Annotated in this window: 12 protein-coding genes and 1 pseudogene; 9 read left to right on the forward strand and 4 right to left on the reverse strand. The window is 46.3% G+C overall.

Annotation, left to right across the window (positions count from 1 at the left end; all coding sequences use genetic code 11):
• Window positions 1-115: 115 nt before the first annotated feature.
• Complete coding sequence (gene metH, locus PSE7367_RS04960; protein WP_015164274.1) at window positions 116-3,691, reverse strand: methionine synthase; 3,576 nt, start codon at window positions 3,689-3,691, stop codon at window positions 116-118.
• An 847-nt stretch (window positions 3,692-4,538) separates the two neighbouring features.
• Between metH and PSE7367_RS20175 the strand changes: the two genes are divergently transcribed.
• Both PSE7367_RS20175 and PSE7367_RS20180 read left to right on the forward strand, forming a co-directional pair.
• The gene (locus PSE7367_RS20175) at window positions 4,539-5,201 is read left to right on the forward strand and encodes a fasciclin domain-containing protein (RefSeq protein ID WP_015164275.1); all 663 of its coding nucleotides are present in this window, start codon (window positions 4,539-4,541) and stop codon (window positions 5,199-5,201) included.
• Between the two features lie 143 nt (window positions 5,202-5,344).
• Window positions 5,345-6,046: an aquaporin gene (locus tag PSE7367_RS20180; RefSeq protein WP_015164276.1), complete on the forward strand. Its 702-nt coding sequence runs from the start codon at window positions 5,345-5,347 to the stop codon at window positions 6,044-6,046.
• Between the two features lie 260 nt (window positions 6,047-6,306).
• Here the strand turns inward: PSE7367_RS20180 and PSE7367_RS04975 are convergent, their stop codons facing one another.
• Complete coding sequence (locus PSE7367_RS04975) at window positions 6,307-6,675, reverse strand: hypothetical protein (RefSeq protein ID WP_015164277.1); 369 nt, start codon at window positions 6,673-6,675, stop codon at window positions 6,307-6,309.
• Between the two features lie 188 nt (window positions 6,676-6,863).
• On the opposite strand from PSE7367_RS04975, the gene psbM reads away from it, so the two are divergent.
• The 5 genes and pseudogenes from psbM to PSE7367_RS04995 all read left to right on the forward strand — a co-directional run bounded on the left by psbM (window position 6,864) and on the right by PSE7367_RS04995 (window position 13,340).
• The gene (psbM, locus tag PSE7367_RS04980; RefSeq protein ID WP_041699068.1) at window positions 6,864-6,977 is read left to right on the forward strand and encodes a photosystem II reaction center protein PsbM; all 114 of its coding nucleotides are present in this window, start codon (window positions 6,864-6,866) and stop codon (window positions 6,975-6,977) included.
• A gap of 389 nt (window positions 6,978-7,366) precedes the next feature.
• A pseudogene (locus PSE7367_RS21820) lies at window positions 7,367-7,510 on the forward strand (arsenical resistance protein ArsH); the annotation flags it as partial.
• A 77-nt stretch (window positions 7,511-7,587) separates the two neighbouring features.
• Window positions 7,588-8,385 (forward strand): SAM hydrolase/SAM-dependent halogenase family protein, encoded by a 798-nt coding sequence (locus tag PSE7367_RS04985; protein WP_015164279.1) that lies wholly within the window; start codon window positions 7,588-7,590, stop codon window positions 8,383-8,385.
• A 373-nt stretch (window positions 8,386-8,758) separates the two neighbouring features.
• Window positions 8,759-9,598: a 3'-5' exonuclease gene (locus PSE7367_RS04990; protein ID WP_225882685.1), complete on the forward strand. Its 840-nt coding sequence runs from the start codon at window positions 8,759-8,761 to the stop codon at window positions 9,596-9,598.
• A gap of 382 nt (window positions 9,599-9,980) precedes the next feature.
• Window positions 9,981-13,340 carry a glycoside hydrolase family 15 protein gene (locus tag PSE7367_RS04995; protein WP_015164283.1) on the forward strand — a complete coding sequence of 1,120 codons (3,360 nt, stop codon included), beginning with the start codon at window positions 9,981-9,983 and terminating at the stop codon, window positions 13,338-13,340.
• Between the two features lie 172 nt (window positions 13,341-13,512).
• Here PSE7367_RS04995 and PSE7367_RS05000 read toward each other — a convergent pair whose 3' ends face one another.
• Window positions 13,513-16,302: a glycogen/starch/alpha-glucan phosphorylase gene (locus PSE7367_RS05000; RefSeq protein WP_015164284.1), complete on the reverse strand. Its 2,790-nt coding sequence runs from the start codon at window positions 16,300-16,302 to the stop codon at window positions 13,513-13,515.
• A 255-nt stretch (window positions 16,303-16,557) separates the two neighbouring features.
• Here PSE7367_RS05000 and PSE7367_RS05005 point away from each other — a divergent pair, with 255 nt between their 5' ends.
• Window positions 16,558-17,394 (forward strand): FkbM family methyltransferase, encoded by an 837-nt coding sequence (locus PSE7367_RS05005; RefSeq protein WP_015164285.1) that lies wholly within the window; start codon window positions 16,558-16,560, stop codon window positions 17,392-17,394.
• A 388-nt stretch (window positions 17,395-17,782) separates the two neighbouring features.
• Complete coding sequence (locus PSE7367_RS05010; protein ID WP_015164286.1) at window positions 17,783-18,628, forward strand: DUF3800 domain-containing protein; 846 nt, start codon at window positions 17,783-17,785, stop codon at window positions 18,626-18,628.
• Between the two features lie 330 nt (window positions 18,629-18,958).
• Here the strand turns inward: PSE7367_RS05010 and PSE7367_RS05015 are convergent, their stop codons facing one another.
• A complete protein-coding gene (locus tag PSE7367_RS05015; RefSeq protein ID WP_015164287.1) occupies window positions 18,959-20,947 on the reverse strand; it encodes an ArnT family glycosyltransferase in 1,989 nt (662 codons plus the stop codon).
• Window positions 20,948-21,027: the final 80 nt, after the last annotated feature.

A 21,027-nucleotide genomic window follows, 5' to 3' on the forward strand; every position in this document is an offset into this window, starting at 1 on the left:
TTTGATATAGTCGAGACAAATAAACCTGCAATTAATTTTACAGGTTTATGGCTAAGAAAGAGTAAAATTCAGTATTTTTAACTGCTTAGATATTGGCAAGGGAAAACCAATATGGTTAGGTATTGAAATATTTAGCAGTCGGATGATAAGTAATAATCGCCGTGGTCGATTGCTCTGGATCGAGCTGTTCACTCTCATCCATCGTCAAGCCAATTCGATCGGTGCCTAGCAGTTCAATCTGCTTGTATTGATCGGCAATCTTTGGGCAAGCCGGATAACCAAAACTATACCGAGAGCCACGATAGCGCTGCTGCAACATATCCCGGATGTTATTGGGATCTTCGTCACCAAAGCCCAACTCCCGCCGCACCCTGGCATGGGTCCATTCCGCCAATGCTTCCGCCATCTGCACTGCGATGCCGTGGAAATAGAGATAGTCAGTATAGCGATCGCCCTGGAAAAGCTCCTGCGCGTAGTCGGTGGCAATCTGCCCCATCGTGACTGCCTGCATCGGGAACACATCCACAACGCCGGAATCCTTAGGCGCAAAAAAGTCAGCAATACAAAGGCGGCGCTTGGTTTTCTGGCGCGGGAAATTAAACTGGTTGATTACTTCGGTTACTTTGCCTTCGGCAGCGGGATCATAGACATAAACATCATTGCCCTCTGCCTGCACCGGGAAATAACCATAGACTACCTGGGGATGGAGTAGCTTCTCGGCCTTAATCTTGGCTTTCCACTCCTCCAGGATCGGATAGACTTTTTCCGCCAAAAAGGCATCATATTCCTCGCGGGTTTGCTCCCTGGGCTTGCGGAACTGCCATTGGCCAGCGATCAGCGCTTGCAAGTCCAAATACCAGAACACCTCATCAAAGGGAATATCATCCCCAGTTAATATTTGAGTACCCCAGAATGGCGGTTGGGGGCGGGGAATATCGATCGCCACGATCTCCGATCGGCGGGTATCAATTTCGATCGGTTCTGCTTCTTTTGGTGCTGCTGCCGCATTAGAATCAGGCGCTTGGCCATTTTCGCTCTGGGCTGGCTCGGTTAAGGTGGGATCGCTGCCATTACTACCATGTCCATTCAAGAAGCCCTTGAGGTTATCCCACTCGCCCGATTGCTTGGCTGGCATATAGGCATCCATAAAATTCAGGTCAGAGAAGGCATCCTTGCCATAGACCACCCGCCCCTGGTAGGCATTCTGGCAATCTTGTTCTACAAACTTTTTGGTCAAGGCAGCGCCACCAAGAATCACGGGCACATCAATGCCGCGTCGATTGAATTCTTCCAGATTGTCTTTCATGAAGGCAGTGGATTTGACCAGCAAGCCACTCATGGCAATACAATCGGCCTTGTGTTCTTCGTAGGCGGCAATAATATTATCAACTGGCTGCTTGATCCCCAGGTTGACTACCTTGTAACCATTATTAGACAGGATAATATCGACCAGGTTTTTACCAATGTCATGGACATCGCCCTTGACCGTGGCGATCACAAAGACACCCTTATTGCTACCTTCAATTTTCTCCATGTGCGGCTCCAGGTAAGCCACTGCTGATTTCATCGTTTCTGCCGATTGCAACACAAAAGGCAATTGCATCTGACCAGAGCCAAACAACTCACCCACCACCTTCATGCCATCGAGCAGGAAATTATTAATAATATCCAGGGGCGGATATTTTTCCATGGCCTTAGCCAGGACTTCATCAAAGCCAACCCGATCGCCATCGATCACCCTTTGCTTAAGTTGTTCTTCGATCGGTAAGTTCTTGGTGTCACTCTTGAGCCGTTTGGTGGTTGCGCCGGCAAACATTTCCGTAAATGTGGTAAGCGGATCATAGACACAAATATCATTTTCAAATTTACGCTCGTCAAAGATAATCTGCCGTGCCACTTTCTGTTCTTCTGCTTTAATCCGATTGAGGGGCAGAATTTTGCTGGCATGGACGATCGCCGAATCCAGACCCACCTTACGGGCTAGATCGAGAAACACCGAATTAAGCACAATCCGCGAGGCTGAATTGAGGCCAAATGACACATTAGAAACCCCCAGCACAATATGACAGCCGGGTAGCTCATTGGTGATCCGTTCGATCGCTTCGAGGGTGGCAGCACCATTGCGGCGATCTTCTTCGATCCCAGTCGAAACAGGCAGCGCCAGGGGATCGAAAAATAATTCATAGGGCGGCAGACCAAATTCTTTGGTGCATTGATCGTAGGCACGCTTGGCAATTTCAAATTTTTTCTCGGCCGTCCGTGCCATCCCATCTTCATCGATCGTGCCAATTACCACCCCAGCGCCATAGGCTTTGGCCAATTCGATCACCTGAGCAAATCTTGGCTCGCCGTCTTCATAGTTGGTGGAATTAAGGATGCACTTACCCCCGGCCACCTTCAGCCCCGCCTCCATCTTGGATGCCTCAGTCGAGTCGAGCATCAGCGGCAGCGTCACATTGGTCACCAACCGCGACACCAGTTCATGCATATCCCGATCGCCATCTCTACCCACATAATCAACGTTGACATCTAGGATATGGGCACCTTCTTTGACCTGCGATCGCGCCAGTGCCACCAATCCATCCCATTCTTCAGCGTTAAGCATTTCGCGGCATTTTTTCGAGCCACTGGCATTGAGCCGTTCACCCACAATCAAGAACGAATTATCTTGGTCATAGGGTTGAGAGCCATAGATCGAGGCGGCGGCTGGCACTGGTTGGGGCGCACTGCCATTTTCACCTCGGCTAGCGGGATGTAATTCCTGAGCGATCGCTGCTAATTGGGCAATGTGTTCGGGGCGAGTGCCACAACAACCGCCGATCACCTGGACACCTAAATCCTTCACAAAGATACTGAGATGCTCTTTTAATTCCGGCGGCGTGAGTTTGTAGAATGCCTGTCCACCCACATTTTCCGGCAAGCCCGCATTGGGAATACAGGAAATTACGAAGGGTGAATTTTCTGATAAATAGCGAATATGTTCGACCATTTTGTCAGGGCCGGTGGCGCAGTTGAGCCCCAACACGTCAATTTTGTAGGGGGCCAGGATCGTAACCACCGCCGAAATATCTGTGCCCACCAGCATCGTGCCAGTGGTTTCCATTGTCACCGACACAATCACGGGCAGCCGATTGCCCTTACGCTGAAACGCCTCTTCGATCGCATTGAGAGCTACCTTGATCTGCAAGACATCCTGGCAGGTCTCAACGATCAGCAAATCTACACCACCATCATATAGACCTTCTACCTGCTCGATGTAGGACTGCTTCATCGCATCAAAGTCAATGTGCAGCAGGGTGGGCAGTTTGGTGGTTGGCCCCAATGATCCGGCCACAAACCTTGGTTTTTCAGGGGTAGAGAATTCTGCGGCTACGGATTTGGCCAACTCCGCTGCCTTTTTATTCAACTCATAGGCCATTTCGGCAATGTCGTATTCAGCCAGCACCAGTGCATTTGCCCCAAATGTATCGGTTTCGATTACATCCGCACCCGCCGCCAGAAAATCCCGATGTACCTTGGCCACCGCTTCCGGCTTAGAAATCAATAAATACTCATTACAACCTTCATATTCGGCACCGCCAAAATCAGCCGCAGTCAGGTTTTGGACTTGCAAATTGGTTCCCATTGCCCCATCAAAAACAATCACGGGGCGATCGCTACTGTGCAGACGTTCCAGGAAGAGACTTGCCATGGGTTTTACTTACTTATTGATTGATGTTTTGTACGCCTAGTAGTCAACCACAAAAATTATGATGATTGCTGCTTTGATCGAGTAGTTACTCTGTCTAGATTGCGATCCCTCATATTTAAATTGGTCGGGTACTAGTTAGCTTTAATCAGCCTTAGGTGCAGATGTTCACTACGGTTGTAAAGTTTAACCTTACGATGCGATGCGATGCGATGCGATTGGAGCCTAGTTAATCGATCGCAATTTGCTTGAGTTGTAATGCTGAATATTGGTTAATTAATAATCAGCAATTGCCCCCGTAATCCAATTTGCGTGATTAATTATGCATTATGCCAAAGCCAATCGTTTTATCGATATCGCTTCATTGATTAGGAGCTAATTATTGAAAATTGCTACTATTTGCATCTTAGTCTAATTTTGTCTGATTTTGGCCTAGCTAGAGTAATAGAGCAGGGCTGACTTGTAACGTTACAGCAATCGGATTTATCACGTTTAGTACAATAGCCTAAACCCAACCACAATTAGAGTCTAAGCAAGTGTTTCTAGCTTTAGTTATTAATTAGCATCACGGCAAGTGGTTAATTGAATCGATCCTTAAATACTCATTCAATCCACTCTTAATTCAGCAACCGCTGACATAGGCAGAGGGACATAGGCAGAGGCAATTAAGCCTTGGTTAAGCATAGGTTAAGATAAAATCAATATTGTTGCCCAATAAATTAGATCAAGCTGCTCTGAGAGTCTGATTCGGCTTAATGGGGAGGCAATAAATTGGGCTTGGTAAACAAATAGTTGCCAAAAAATTTGTTCTTAATCTATTGCTTAAATTTAAGGTTTATCAGACTCCGCCATGTTCCTAAGAACTTTTACTAACCTACGACCTACAGGTAGGTTTTCTGTTTCAATCCGCATCGTATCGATCGCCCTGGTGGTGAGCGCACTTGGTCTCCAGGCCTGTTCTACCAATGGTTCAACCGCTACAACTGAAGCTGCTCCGGATACTGCAACCACGACGGTGGTAGAAACCGCTACTACTACAAATGACCAGAATAATAATGAACCGGCTGCCCCGATCGCGGCCGAGCCAGAACCACCAAGCCTGACGATCGCGGCGATCGCTAAGAATGAACCAACCTTCAGCATTTTTAGCGATGCCCTAGCCACCACAGATTTAATGGCCAAGCTGGATCAAGATGGTTCATATACAGTATTTGCACCCGCAGACGAAGCCTTTGCTGATTTGCCAGCCGGAACCCTTGAGCAACTGCTCAAACCAGAGAACAAAGCACAACTGGAAAAGGTGCTGTCCTATCACATTGTGCCGGAGCAATTGCTAGCAGAAGAGATGGAACCAGGGGAATTAAACACCTTAGCCGGAACTGCGTTGACGATCGAGATTGATGCGCAAAGGGATCGGGTGCTAGTTAATCAGGCCAGCGTGATTATCCCTGATGTGAAGGCGAGTAATGGCAATATTCAAATTATCGATCGGGTAATTTTGCCACCTAGCTAGGCTCTAATTGCTAAATTCACTGAATCGCAACAAGTTTATTATGGCTGTAGTTCTTTGCGCTTTATAACAAAAACAGTCATAAAAAGCCTGGTGGAGCGATTGCATAAGATAATCTAATTGCCATTTTTTGAAGTTGGGATCTTATGTTTAAAGGTAACTTGATTAAAGAGTTTTGCGAGTTGATCGGCACAGCGGTGCTGGTGTTCATGGCGATCGGCATCAATGCTTTTAGTGGTGGCGGCGTTGCGCCTGCGGAGGCAAGTGTGGCCACTGGTGCGGTTTTGATGTTGATTATTTATGGTGTGGGGACTATTTCTGGAGCCCATGTCAATCCGGCAGTGACGCTTGGGTTTTTGACCAGTGGTCGATTTCCCCAGGGACAATTTTTTCGATATGTGGCGGCTCAGGTGCTCGGTGCGATCGTGGCGATGATTTTGCTATTCATTACTGTACCTGGATTTGATTGGGTGGCGGCGGCTCCGGTGATGGGTTCCCCGGTTTCATTTGGCCTGGAAGTTTTTACTACCGGTTTTTTGGTGTTTACTATTTTTAGTGTGGCGACGGGAGATTGTCGGATTTGCCCTGATGCCAGACCGTTGGCAGGTGTAATTATCGGTGCGGCGATCGCCATGTTGTCATTTTTTGCTGGATCTGCTCAGGCGGGCATTTTGAATCCGGTGGTGCCATTTATTTTTGCGATCGCGGCGGGTACTTGGTTGGAATTGGTTAAGTATCTAGCAGCTATGGCGATCGGTGCAGTATTAGCCACGTTTGTCTATCAGTTCACCCGTTATCAACCCAAACTAGAGGTGGAAGTGCCGACCGAGGAGGAACAACAGGCTTAATTTACAAGATGACAAGATCTTGGTAACTCCCAATCTTTTATCTGATTATCTGATTATCTGAGGCGATCAACTGAAAAACATAATCCTGAGCCTGACTTAGCGATTATTTGGGATTGCACTGATTTTAATCAGGTTTGATCTAGTGCTCTGTCAATGTAGTTGGGATGGGTAAATGTATTTTAGAATGCTTGTGTAGAAAGCGATCTGCTAAATACCTGCTCATCAATCCAAATCTGACAAGGTACTAGTTAACTTAATAATTAGTTAAGTTGATCGATCGGCGTAATTCTCTCTAACACTTGTTCGGCGGTTAGTAATCTGGTGATCCGGACTTGATGGATTGGGGCAGATAATTGTTGATCAGGGTTGTTGCTAGTGGGATTAGGCTGATTACTCTGATTACGCTGATTATTGCTCTGGCCAGTTGAATCCTGTGGTGATGGCATTACCTCAATCATGCCCACGGCATCCTCCACCTTGAATAGCAACATTTCCTCAGTGCGATCGATCATATATTTACCCATAGCTTCAATGTAGGGTTTACGCCGCCAGGCAATTTCATTCCAAAGTTGGCCTGCCTCCCACACCCGTTTGATTTGCCAACCCTCAGCTAAGAAAAAATACTTCATTGGCGATCGCCCTCCCGAATTAGACCAAAAACTAGACCGAAAATCTAATCATCCTCACCAAGCCTAACCAAACGTTTAGCAATCATTTACCAATCCGAGTTAGATTTATAATTAAATATGTCATCAAAAAATAGTTCATTAATTAATTACAACGATTAGATTAGGAGATAAGAAAATCAATGGAATCGATGGAAATTAGCCTGATTGGCTTAATCGGTACTGCTTTAGTGGTAATTATTCCTACCGCTTTTTTGCTCATTCTCTATATCCAAACCGCTAGCCGCCAGGAAGCAGAAGAATAAATTAAGTTAGCCCAGCTACCATAACTACCATGGGCGAGTCTGAGCATAAAGCGATCGACCTAGCCCCGATCTAGACTGGCTAGATTTGTTTGACGCAGATTTATTTAGATTTATTTAGATTTACTTAGATTTACACAGAATTAAACTTCTGCATCCTTCTGCATCAATGTTGATATCGCAACCGAGATCACGATTCTCCCGTTGCTATGCTTGATCATTGTAAAGGCTCTATGATCTGGGCTGAGCTAATATTATTTAGCTAATATTATTTATAGATCACTAATTGGGCGTATCCCTTGGCTCTATGTATATGGGCTATATGGGTGCGTCTTGTTTTTTGCTGAAAGTTCGATCATCCCCCGTGTATTTTGTTTCTCTATGGCTCCTTGCGCGATCGGGTCATTGATGTGATCGAGGAGCTATATAAATTCACGCTATTATTGCGCGACAAGGTTGATTACCTCACCGATCGCCACAGTGAGCGTAAAGCGGCTGCCGCCAAGCAAGCTCAAGCAGTTACATCCAGGGACTAAAACTACGAGTAATGCCTGATCATAATTAGATTCAGATTGATATATGATTGGCGTAGCAACACGGGAACGGCAAGCCAATGGCGAGATTTTTAACCCTCTTGAGTGATTTTGGCTCAAAGGATGCATATGTGGGGGCAATGAAGGGGGCGATCGCCATGATTAGCCCTGATTTAAACGTAATTGATCTGACCCATGACATTCTGCCCCAGAATATTGCCGCCGCCAGTTATAACTTGCGATCCACCTATGCCTATTTCCCCTCTGGCACTGTGCATGTGGCGGTGGTTGATCCCGGCGTGGGTAGCGATCGACGGGGCGTAGCGATCGCCTTTCATAACCACGCGATCGAGGGCTTTCTGGTCGGGCCAGACAATGGCATCTTTACGGGCATCCTGGCGGAAACGGAAATCATTGTAGCGATGGAACTAACCAATCAAGATTACTGGCGATCGCCCCAGGCCAGCAATACCTTTCATGGCCGCGATATTTTTGCTCCAGTTGGCGCGCATTTGGCCAGTGGCCTATCGATCGGATCATTGGGCAAAGAGGTTAACCCCGCCAGTTTGGTCAAGCTGAAGCTGCCGGATCTGTGGCAAGAGGATGGCAAGATCACCGGATGTATTCAATATATCGACGGGTTTGGCAATCTAATTACTAATATTCCCGCGAAATTGATCGATGGCCAGGATTGGGCAGTTATTTTAGGTGGCCAGGAAATTAAAGGTGGACACACCTATGCCAGTGCCAAAATGGGCGAGTTGGTGGCGCTGGTGGGTAGTAATGGTTGGGTGGAGCTGGCGGTGAATTGTGGTAGTGCCAGATCCCGATTGCGGCTAGATTATGGCGATCCAATCCAGTTGGTCATCGATCCCTAGTGCTTTTTGAAACAGGCATTTTACATTGGCGGGACGATTGAACTATTTAACGATCGGCCAAACTACGATCAAGCCTATACTTTGATATTTGGAATACCGATATTTCATCCCTCGCTTAGGCAATAGCTTCAAGCAAATTATGGTGCAAGATCGCTATAGCTAGAAGTAATTGCATCCAAAGCGATCGCAATTCTTACTAAACAGGTCTCTAGCAGTTGCACTGGTCTATGATTGATCTTGATACGATTAAACCCTTGCTCTATTTCACTCATTATTATCCTGGTCGATCGCCATTGTGAATATTAACCCTTCTAACCCAGCAGCTAGATTAGATCCTGGCTCAAGTTCTAATCAGGATTCAGGTTTAAACAGTTTGGATGTTTATACTGATCACGATTCAAACCTAGCCCTAGACAATCATGGCCATCTGCTCAGCCAATCGGCACAGCGATCGCAGGATTTACTCGCGTTCTATCGCTGGGTCACGCGCCAAACCTTTACGGTGGTTGATGTGGAAACAACCGGCACCACCGCTGGCCGCAATCGCATGATCGAGGTATCAATCCTGCAAGCCAGTCTGGCGGATGGGGTGCAAACTCAAAAGACCCACTTGCTCAATCCCGGCGTAGTGGTGCCACCCAGGATCGTTAATTTCACCGGCATTACTCAGGAAATGGTAGATGGGGCAGAGCCGATCGCAGCAATATTGCCAGATTGCCTGGATTTCCTCAATAGTGGCGTATTCACAGCCCATAACCTCAAGTTTGACTATGGCTTCTTGCAAGCGGAATTTCGGCGGTTGGGGATTCCCTTCTCGCGGCCACTCAATGCCCAACTCTGTACGGTTAAGCTGGCTAGATTGTTACTGGCCGATCTTCCCTCGCGCAGTTTGCCCTATCTGGTCAAGCATTATGGATTTGAGGTAGGGCGATCGCATCGTGCCGAGGCAGATACGCTGGCCTGTTGGTTGTTGGCAGAAAAACTACTGCGCCAAGTTGAACAAGAAGATGATCAAACCCTCCTGGCCAGGTTTAATCAACAATGGATTAACCTGGGGCAAGCGGCGCAACTGCTCAATTGCTTACCAATGCAGGCGGAGGCAATTTTGGCAGAATCGACCGTGCGATCGCGTTATTCCAAATCTCGCAAAATGACGCTTTATCGCTGTGGCGATGTGGAGTTGCTGGCAAAGCAGAATGTTGAGGATAGTTAATTATTTTTTAAACCAAATATTGCGCAAGCTTAATTTGAACAGTCCCTAGGCGATCGCTGCTTTTGATCACCGGGTTGATGACATCCGCATTAGGAGTCATATCGAGTCCGGTTAGATAATTAGATAATTAGATAATTAGATAAACTTAATAAAAACGATTACAATCTTTGTCCCAATTGCATTGTATCTATGGGGAAACAATAGGATTTGATGTCAGGAAAGGGATTGCGTAATTTGCGTTTGGTTAAGAGTTTGTTAAATTAGTATTTCTGGCACTTGAGATCGCCAGCTACTACAGCCAGATTTAGCCACAGACTACACATCCGCAGCCAGGTTCAGGCCTAGATACTAGATAATTGATTAACCTACTCAAGCTATAGCCATGATCGATCGAAATGCACGGCGACGCGATCGCCTGGAATATCACTATCAGGAAATCAAAGCGATCGTACTATCACGCCAGAGTGCAATTACCGGGCTGATGCCGGCCAGCACCGCGATTACCGAGCATGGCAACTACACCGATGCCTGGGTGCGGGACAATGTCTATAGCATTCTATGTGTGTGGGGATTGGCGTTGGCCTATCGCAAGCTGGATGAAAACCAGGGTCGCGCCTACGAGCTAGAATGCAGTGTTATTAAGCTGATGCGGGGCCTATTGATGGCAATGATGCGTCAGGCTCATAAGTTAGAAGACTTTAAGCACAACCAGGCTCTCCTCGATTCACTCCATGCCAAATATGACACCCACACTGGCGATGTGGTGGTGGGTGATGCGGAATGGGGGCATTTACAACTGGATGCCACTTCGCTCTATTTGCTGATGCTGGCGCAGATGACCAGTTCTGGCTTAGCGATTATTTACACCCTCGATGAGGTTAACTTTGTTCAAAATCTGGTCTATTACATTGGCCGCACCTATCGCACGCCGGACTATGGCATCTGGGAGCGGGGCAATAAAATCAATCGCGGCAATCCTGAACTAAACTGTAGCTCGATCGGCATGGCCAAGGCTGCCCTGGAAGCGATCAATGGTTTGGATTTATTTGGCGTACGCGGTAGCCAGGCTTCGGTAATTCATGTATTACCCGATGAAATTGCCCGATCGCAGATTACGCTCGAATCGCTCTTGCCGCGTGAATCCAATTCCAAGGAGATCGATGCGGCACTTTTGAGCATCATTAGCTTCCCCGCCTTTGCGATCGAAAATCGCCAACTGGTCAATCTCACCCGCTATGAAGTGATTACCAAGTTGCAGGGCAAATATGGCTGTAAACGATTCCTGCGCGATGGCCATCAAACTATTCTGGAAGATACTTCGCGGTTGCATTACGAACCCCAGGAGTTATTGAAATTCCAGCACATTGAAAGTGAATGGCCGCTGTTTTTTACTTATCTATTCCTGGATGGATTATTTCGGGGCGATGATGCGCAAGTTAAAACCTACAAAGAGCTATTACAAACCACTACCGTAGAGCAAGATGGGTGGCATCTGTTGCCAGAGATTTACTATGTGCCAGCGGACAAGATTGAAGCTGAAAAAGCGATGCCCGGTAGCCAGAAGCGATCGCCCAACCCCAATGTGCCCCTGGTCTGGGCGCAGAGTTTATATATTTTAGGGCAACTGGTCGAAGAGGGGTTAATCAACGTTGCTGATATTGATCCACTCAATCGACGACTTCGCATCGGCTCCCACCGTGAACCAGTGGTGCAAGTGGCACTGATCGCTGAAGATCAAGAATTACAACAGTCGCTAGAGAACTTTAATATTATTACCCAAACCCCCCAGCAAGTCGCGCCGATTCAAGTGCGTAATGCCAGGGAACTAGCACAGGCCTATGCGCAAATTGGCCGGAATGACAAATTAGGATTGAGTGGCAGGCCAATCAGACGATTGCGTAGCCTGACTACTGCCCATGTGTTTCAAATTCGCAATGAGCCAGTGATATTTCTGCCTTCCTTTCTCGATCAAGAAGAATTCTATCTCACCCTTGACTATCATTTCCTAATCGATCAACTCAAAGGAGAGCTGAACTATATTCGTAATCACTGGCATGCCCCTGGTCGCCCTACTCTGGCAATCTTAATCACCCACACCATGCTTAAAAGTGGTAGGGATGCGTTGCTGGCGCTGATCCAGGAATTAAAAAATGGTGAATGTGCTGGTGTACAGGTACGATTGGGGCCGATGGCACAACTGGCTCTGACCGCTGGACGGGAGCGGATTGATTTTTTGCATGAATTTGAATTTGATGCAGCTCCCTTGCAGAACGCGATCGCACCGCGCTATTTCCTCAAATTTGATGTTGATAAAAGCTATCCGATTAGCCATACTGAGGAATTCACCCTGGAGTATGAAACTGATATTCAAGCCCTGCTACACAACATTCGGCAATCGGATAATCTCTATGAGCAGATTGAGTTATTACAAACCCTACATCGATTGCAGGGGCTAGAATACAACACCTATTGGGAAGGGGTGCATCAATTGGTTTCGGTGGCAGATTTGCTCGATGAGGTATACCAAAAAGCAGGAACCTATCGGTTTTGGGCGGTGGTACGTCGGGCGGCCGGTTTGCTCAACAAAACCTATATTGGCCTATCCGATGCGGTGACCGACATTCTGGTGCGCCAAAAGCAAATTTCGGTCGGGAAATCCTATTCAGAGGCTTCGCTCTTGGTGCGGCCAATGCGTGCCCAGGAGATTATTAGCAAGATTGACGAATTCTGTGGTGAAGATATCCGCGATCGGGTTTTGACCCAGGAGATTCTCATTTATTCCAGCATGTTGCTCAAGTCCGATGCGGATTTGTTTGCAGGCATGTTAACCCTGCGGACTGGTTATTTAATTTTGTTATTAATTAGTGACCTGGCCCGGGAATTGCAGATCGAGCAGGATGAAGCCCACGATCGCCTAATGCAACTTAGTCCCTTTGAGATTAAGGATCGGCTTTATCGAATTCTGGCGAACTATGCCCAACAGCAACAGTTGGTGTTCCAACAAGAATCCCTCCAACTGGGAGCCAAGCGCGGTGATATTAGCTGGGACATTGCGATCGAAACTAATGACGAAGCGGAACTACCTACCGGCACCTGGCATGAAAAACGCCGCAACAGCATCGTAACAATGGTGCCCAGTAACTTCTATCCCGATATTTGGCAATTATTGCAACACTGCAAGGGGCTGGTGATTGGGGACAAGTTGGAACGTCGCAATCGCCTTGAAAGTGAGCTAATTCTTTCAGAAATGACCCCCGGCGAAAAGAATTTTGCGATGCGAATTGATCATTTGCTCAATAAGATCCAGGCACCGCAATACCGCCAATTAACGATCGAAGCACTGCTGGCAATGGTGGCGCTAGTGAAACGCAATCCCGATTTAATGATCGAAGATTACATTGTGCTGGACGTGGTAACTGGTCATGCGGTGCGATTGGCCTGGCTGGATCAGCATGTGAAGCGGGCTAGGGCTGGTAATGGCACTGAAGCACTCACCCCAACAGGCAGCGTTCCTCAATCCACTCAAACTAGTCCCTTAGCAAAAGGGCAAGCATCACGATCGCCCAGATCGACCAAATCACCTGTTCAATTGACGATTAGCAAGGGTGATTATGATAAGCACAAAGCGGAAGCATGGCAATCCTTTTATGATCAGCCACCGGATGTTTGCGCTCAGTATATTGTCAGGGCATTGCAGTTCCTGGTAGAAATGGCTCAGCCCGCCCCCCTTCAACCTGAATAACCAAGATACCAATCTGAGGCCGAGAGAGGTATTAGGCGTATTAGGCTTAGACATCTTCGATCGGCTGGTGGGCAACTCAGTGCAACCAAAAAGGATCGCCGATGCCAAGCTGAAATTTGCAAGCAACTCTTAAACCCGCCAGGCAAACATAAACATTAATAGCTAGAGCTAGCTAGGCTTTAGAACCATTTGGTTGTCTGACCCGCAGCACTGCATTAGCCTGGACATATTCCTGTAACTCGATCGGTACTGGCTCAACCTGCCAGATTTCCTGACAATATTCCCGAATGGCACGATCGGAAGAGAACTTGCCGGATCTGGCCGTATTCAGAATCGACATTTTAGTCCAGGCATCTTTATGCTTAAAGGCATCACCAACTCGATCCTGGCAATCGATATAATCCTGGTAATCTGCGAATAGCATATACTTATCGTCGTATAGCAGTGAATCAAGCAAGGGCTTAAACAACTGCTGATCGCCATGACTAAAGAAGCCACAGCTAATCATATCGATCGCTTTTTTGAGGCCAGGATTAGCATTATAAACATCCCAAGAATTGTAGCCATTGGCTTTTTGCTCTTTTACCTCTGGGGTAGTCAGGCCAAATAGGAAGAAATTCTCAGCACCAACTTCCTCGCGAATTTCCACATTCGCCCCATCCAATGTACCGATCGTTAGAGCCCCATTCAGCGAAAACTTCATATTGCCAGTACCAGAGGCTTCTTTGCCAGCAGTTGAGATCTGCTCAGACAGGTCAGCGGCAGGGTAAACTCGCTGGCTGTTGGTGACATTATAATCCGGCAAAAATACCACCTTCAGCCGATCGCGTACATCGGGATCATTGTTTACTACCTCACCGACAGAGGTAATGAGCTTGATCATCAACTTCGCCATGAAATACCCCGGTGCCGCCTTGCCTCCAAAGATAAAGGTACGCGGTTGCAGATCAAGATCAGGGTTTTCCTTCAGGCGATTGTAGAGGGTAATAATGTGCAGAGCATTGAGGTGTTGGCGCTTATATTCATGAATCCGCTTGACTTGAATATCAAACATGGAGGTGGGATCGACCACTACACCAGTACGTTCTTTAATTTGCTTAGTCAGTTGATGCTTGCAATTTTGCTTGACCTGTTGCCACTGGGCTTGAAATTGGGGATCATCGGCAAACTGCTCTAATTTCCGCAATTCGTCCAGGTGAGTAATCCAGCGATCGCCAATTTTGCGGGAAATCAATTTGCTCAGGCCAGGATTATTCTGCACTACCCAGCGGCGGGGCGTGACCCCATTGGTTTTATTGCTAAATTTTTCTGGCCAGAGTGCATAGAAATCATGCAACACATCTTTTTTGAGCAATTCGGTGTGTAACTGAGCTACTCCATTGATTGCATAGCTACCTACACAAGCCAAATGCGCCATTCTTACTGATTTCTTACCCAATTCATCAATCAATGAAAGGCTAGCCAGCTTTGCGTCATTATCTGGATATCTAATCCGCACCATATCCAGAAAACGGCGATTGATTTCGTAAATAATTTCCAAATGTCTGGGCAATACCCGACCAAATAATTGTACCGACCATTTCTCCAAAGCTTCCGGCAACAGGGTGTGATTGGTGTAGGCGAAGGTATGGGTCGTAATTTGCCAGGCTTGCTCCCAGGCCATGTGGTGCTCATCCACCAGCAAGCGCATTAATTCCGGCACGCCGATCGAAGGATGGGTGTCATTAAGCTGCACCGCAAAGGTTTCGTGGAAATTATCCAAATTGGGGTTTTCTAGCAAATACAAGCGAATCATATCTTGCAAAGAACAGGACACAAAGAAATATTGCTGTTCTAGCCGCAATCGCTTGCCCTGCACTTGCTCATCATTGGGATAGAGCACTTTGGTAATATTCTCGGATGAGATTTTGGCATCGACAGCACCATAGTAGTCGCCCACATTAAAGGCCTGGAAGTCAAAGGATTCAGGGGCTTCCGCTTTCCACAATCGCAAAGTGTTGGCCGTATTAACGCGATAGCCAAGAATCGGCGTGTCATAGGGAACACCATGCACTTCTCGATCGGGAATCCAATGGGTGCGATAGTTACCCGCATCATCAACATAGTGATCGACGTAGCCGCCCAGCTTTACTTCTACTGCGATCTCCGGCCGTGCAATTTCCCAGGGATTGCCATAGCGCAACCATTTATCGGTAATTTCCACCTGCCAGCCGTCCTGGATTTCCTGGTCAAAAATACCAAACTCATAGCGAATGCCATAGCCGATCGCCGGAATTTCCAAAGAGGCCAATGAGTCAATGTAGCAGGCGGCAAGGCGACCCAAACCACCGTTCCCCAACCCTGGTTCTTCTTCCTGGGCAATTAGTTCCTGCAAATCTAAACCAGACTCGGTGATCGCTTGCTCAATCCGATCGTAAATGCCCAGGTTAATTAAATTGTTACCCAGATGGGGCCCGAGCAAGAACTCGGCCGACAAGTAGCAAACCACCTTCACATCCCCACGTAAGTAGGTTTGGGCACTGTTCAACCATCGTTGCAATAGGCGATCGCGCACCGTATAGGCCAGCGCCATATAGTAATCATTGGGCGTAGCCATTGAACCGAGTTTGCCTTGGATGTAGAACAAATTATCAGCAAAGGCTCGCTTCAGGGTTTCAATATCCAGGCCGGTGCGATCGTCTTCTACTCTAATTTCCGGCACACAGACAAAACCCTGGGGTTCTTCGTTTAGCTGCTCGGTTTGGATCTTTACTTCTGCCACTGGTTCTGCCACACCTACATTGGTTGAACTAGAGTTATCAGGAGCAGGAGGAACTGATGGACTTAATGATTGCTCCTCGCCATTCTGCTTTTCTTGGGTCTTTTCTGGGGGCGGGACAGTTGAGGCTGAAGGGGTTGAGTCAGTTGCCTCTGTTGACACCAAGTCCGCTTCATCCTTTTTCTTAAATGGGTTCCAGACCATGAGTTCTTAACGCTCCAGCGATCGCTACTTGACTTCTAATATTGCAACATTCAAAATCAGCTAGTTTGTGTTTTGAACATCACATTTCAACCAAAGATTTGTTTAAGATTGGAAATCACCAATTCCTATCTTATAGTTTTCAGGTTGTGGTGACTGAGAGTGCAATTACTCATTCAACCTGTCATCTAGCACCATAAACCACTACGATTGAGCAGGTGCAGAATTATGCTAATGATTTAAGACTTGAGGAGGCTTATGCCCACACCACTGGACTACCTACGCCATCAACCTTTCTTTGTAAAGTATATTCAACCGCGATTAGACATCACCTTTGCGGCCAAGATGCAGGATATTGATTGGCGGGTTTATGTGCGATTGGTGCGGAATATTACCTGGGTCTATAAATCTGGTAATGTTGCCCCGACCCTCAAAGCATTGTTTTTGGCGATCGATCAGACCTTTCAACCCAAGGTGTTTTGGGATGTGGGCGCGAATATTGGCTATTTTAGTTGGCTCTTGCTCAGCCACAGCAAAGAGCTAGAAGCAGTGCTGTTTGAGCCGGATCTCGATAACATCAATCTGTTGCGAAAAACCATTGCTCAAGCAGATTTTCTGCAATCAAGGGTGCAATTAATTACCAGTGCGGTCAGCGATCGACAGGGCAAGGCTAGCTTTGCGATCGATGCAATTACCGGCGCAACCGGTTCGATCGATGATTCGCGGCCAACTTTTGTGCAAATGTATTATGACGCAGACCCCAGCTTCACTACCGTTGATACGGTTTCTTTGGATCAACTCTGGCAACAACAACGGGCTGGTACACCGGATCTAATTAAGATTGATATTGAAGGCAGTGAGGATAAGGCGATCGCTGGAGCCTGGGAATTGATCGAGGCTTGTCAGCCGATCCTGGTGATTGAATGTATGCACCGGGAGATCATCGAACAACTGGCACAGCGAGGTTATCACATTCTGGATGCTGGCAATCCTCAGCGATCGATTAAACCAGGGATTGACCTCCTGGCAATTCCCGATCGGCATGTGGACGCGATCGATAATCTGTGTACCAATTGGCAGGAGATTCTAACCTGACTGTGCATAAAGGAGCCCAACATATCAGTTACTTAACTGCGGGATTCATAGCATTATTTGATATTTTTTAATTTTGCCCTGCTGACATTGCATATTTATGTTTTTATAACCTAATACCCCTAGATGAGCACTAGATATCAAGAAATAGAGAAACGCAACACTAACTTAGCCACTATATGTAGCTTTATCTAGCCTTGAAATTATTTCACAAATGAAAATCCAAAATAGTTTGTACTAAAAGAAACCTACTCAAGATATCTACCGATTCTCAGGAAGCCGCAAGTTTATTCAGCTTTTGCGACTGGCTACTTATTATTTCCGCAAAAAATTACTTATTTGGGCAGTCAGTTATCGGAAAGAGGGGTAATGAATAAATAAAAATCAGCAAATGGCACGTGAACACATAATTTATTGTGATGAATCGATCAGTAATGGCAAATATTTCTCCAATTTTTACGGTGGAGTGCTAGTTCGTTCTTGTGATCTAGCGATAGTTAAAAACTCAATAGAAAACAAGAAAAAGGATTTGAATATAGCAGGGGAAGTGAAATGGTCTAAAACTTCATCCGGATCTTATCTAGATAAATATATAGAACTTATGGATACCTTCTTCGACTTAGTCGAGAAGAATCTAGTTAAGGTTAGGATAATGTTTACTCACAACATTCATATCCCAACTAAACTAACAGTAGAACAACAGCAAGAGGAGTATTTTCTGCTCTACTATCAGTTTTTAAAACATGCGTTTGGAATTCAGCACTCAAATCCCACCCAGAATATGGTGAAAATCAGGATTTACTTAGATGTACTACCTGTTAAAAAATCTGACTTCATTGAATACTTACACAATATCAATAACTCGTTAGAGCTTTATAAGTACAATATAGAAATTGATAAAAATCAGATAGATGAAGTTGATTCCAAAAAGCACTCAATACTTCAATGCCTAGATGTTGTCTTAGGTTCTATGCAGTTTAGGCTAAATGATTTACATAAGGCAAAACCTGAAGGGGCAAGATTTAGAGCTAAACGAACAGTCGCAAAAGAGAAGCTTTATAAACATATATCAGAAAGGATTAGAAAGATATACCCTAACTTCAACATAGGAGCTAGCACATCTAACAGAGGTGATCTAAGAAATATATGGAATGATCCGTACCGCCACTGGTTATTTATTCCAAGGAACCATAAGGTAGACCTTTCAAAGGGAAAAAATTATTCCATAAAGAAATAAAGAGCCCCGCATCTCACTATCAGTAATGATACTGAATCCCTACGCAATGCGTAAGATTTCACAAGATGCAGGGTTATCTATATTATATCTGTTTTTTGTGCTTTAGCAATATTTTTATAATCTATTATTGTAGCCTATATTATTTTGGTAGTGCTGAACAAGTAAGGATTTAGGCGATAGTTGAATATCTATAATCCAAACAAGCTAAGCTCCGAATTTCAAATCGATTGCTAATTATCCTTACTACTGCATGACTACCATTATTTTAAGTTAGTAATTCCAGAGCATTTTTGAACTGTATAGCCCTTCTAGTTAGAGCTACATTTGCATTTAATAGGGGCGGGGATAGGGCTTGAGGAGTCGATCGGCCTTGAACACATAAATCTGCTGGATCGCCTGGCCACCGCGCATAATTGGGATCGTGGTGACTGACGTAATAGCGTCAAAATAATCAGCATATTTAGTCGGTGGCTCCCAAAACTCCTCACTGGTAATATAAATGCCATCTTGACCAACCCAGCGATCGGCCGCTTCCCAATAGGCAAACCCGCGCATATCATCGGTAAAGCAAGTTACTGGCGTTTGACTAATCGGCACTAATGCCATGGCCGCTTGTCCTGCAAAGAAAAAGTTGCTGGTAAAGATAAAATCACGCTGGGCTAATAATTCAGATAGCTGGGGTGATTCTGCAAATGCCTGCCGCAACTGCTGCACATAAAAAAGCTCGGTCGAGGCATCATTTTCTACCGGAATGGCATTAATCAGCGCATACCTACCACCCTGCTGAAATGCGCCAATGCTGATGTGAGACAGCGCGATCGCCAGCAGCAAGATTACAATCGCGCCAGAACCCCATAACCACCGCTTTACTCGTTTGGGATGTTTACGATCGGCGATCGCCATTTGCCTCCCCAGCAACAAAGTAGCAATAAAAAAACCTGGCATATGCCAACTAGGTAGAATCTGCCGATAGCCACCCATCAGCGTAAAGCCCAGAAAAATGGGCAGCGCCACGCAGAGAATTAATAATTGCTGTTGAGCTAGGAGGTCATGGCCAAGCTGAAGAGTTGGTTGATTAGGCTGATTATTAAAATGATTGAGCTGAGCTGAGATTGATTTAGGGAGCAGGCGATCGCAGTTAGCAATAGTTTTTCTGGCTTTCAACCAAACAATTAAACTTGTACCCAATACCGCTAAAACCTTTAAAGCCGATCGCCCACTCACCCACCAGAGCGGCAGCCCAAAACTAGGGAATAGATAACCAATCCCAGAAAGAAACGTGACCGCCAAACCAACCAGGTTATAGCCTGCCTGTGGTACTGCCCTGGCAGATTGGAACCGAAAAGAAGCCCAATCATGTTGATAATTCCAGATCAGCATTGGCGCGATCGCCAGCAGAAACAAACTAATCGCCGCCAGTAACCAGGGTGACCAGAATACCCGCCGATGGTGGGGGCTGACCAGGCAAAAGATTGTTAACCCCAGACCAAACACAAACCCATGATATTTACCCAAACAGGCTAAACCCACCAGTAAACCAATCAGGGCAATTCGGGAGGTGGGTTGATAGGTAATTTTTTTAACGCGATCAGAACGATCGGAGTAATCAAATTGCTCAGCAGTCCAATGGTCGCTAAAAATTATTGGTTCTGCCTGGGGCGATCGCTCTAATTCAGGTTGCAATTGAGCTTTTTGTGCAGGACAATCCAGGGACAGATTTTGTTTGGATTTTTGCTGAGGTTGGCCGCAATCATTCTGCCGCGATTGAAGATCGGGGACATTGGGGAGATCCAAAACATCTGGAACGTCAGCAAGAGCCCAATCGCTACCTCTAACCTGATCAGGTGCATTACTAGCTTGCCGAAGCATCTGGCAATAACCACTGGGGAAAAACTCTTTGACAGCCACATATAACGCCGCCGTACAGAAAAACAGCAAAGGACTATCGGGCAGGATCAACACGCCAAACCCAACCTGGAAAAAGGGAATTAAGGTGGCGATCGCCAGGGTCATTAAAGCAGCACGTTTGCCAAACAACCGCAGGCCAGAGGCATATAAAAAAAACAACGTGCCCGTATAGAGCAAAACCCCGCCCAGCCGAATTGACAATTGTGTAACTGCCCCCCCACTAAGCCAAATACCGATCGCCGTCACCAGGCCAACCAAGGGCGGATGATCAAAATAAGACCAGCTAGGATAGAGCGTATAGACGTAATAGTAAGCTTCGTCATAGCCTGGAGGCAAAAAGGCAGCGATCCCTAATCGCAGCATCAAACCGCATAGCAGTAAGGTGATCAATGCGATCGTCGATCGATTCATTGTAGGTATGTTATATCTAAGCTATGAGTATTATGAGTGTATTTAGTCAATCGATTAATTCTTGCAGCTAATTCTTGCAG

Origin of the sequence: Pseudanabaena sp. PCC 7367 (assembly GCF_000317065.1) — a bacterium.
GTDB classification, from domain to species: domain Bacteria; phylum Cyanobacteriota; class Cyanobacteriia; order Pseudanabaenales; family Pseudanabaenaceae; genus Thalassoporum; species Thalassoporum mexicanum.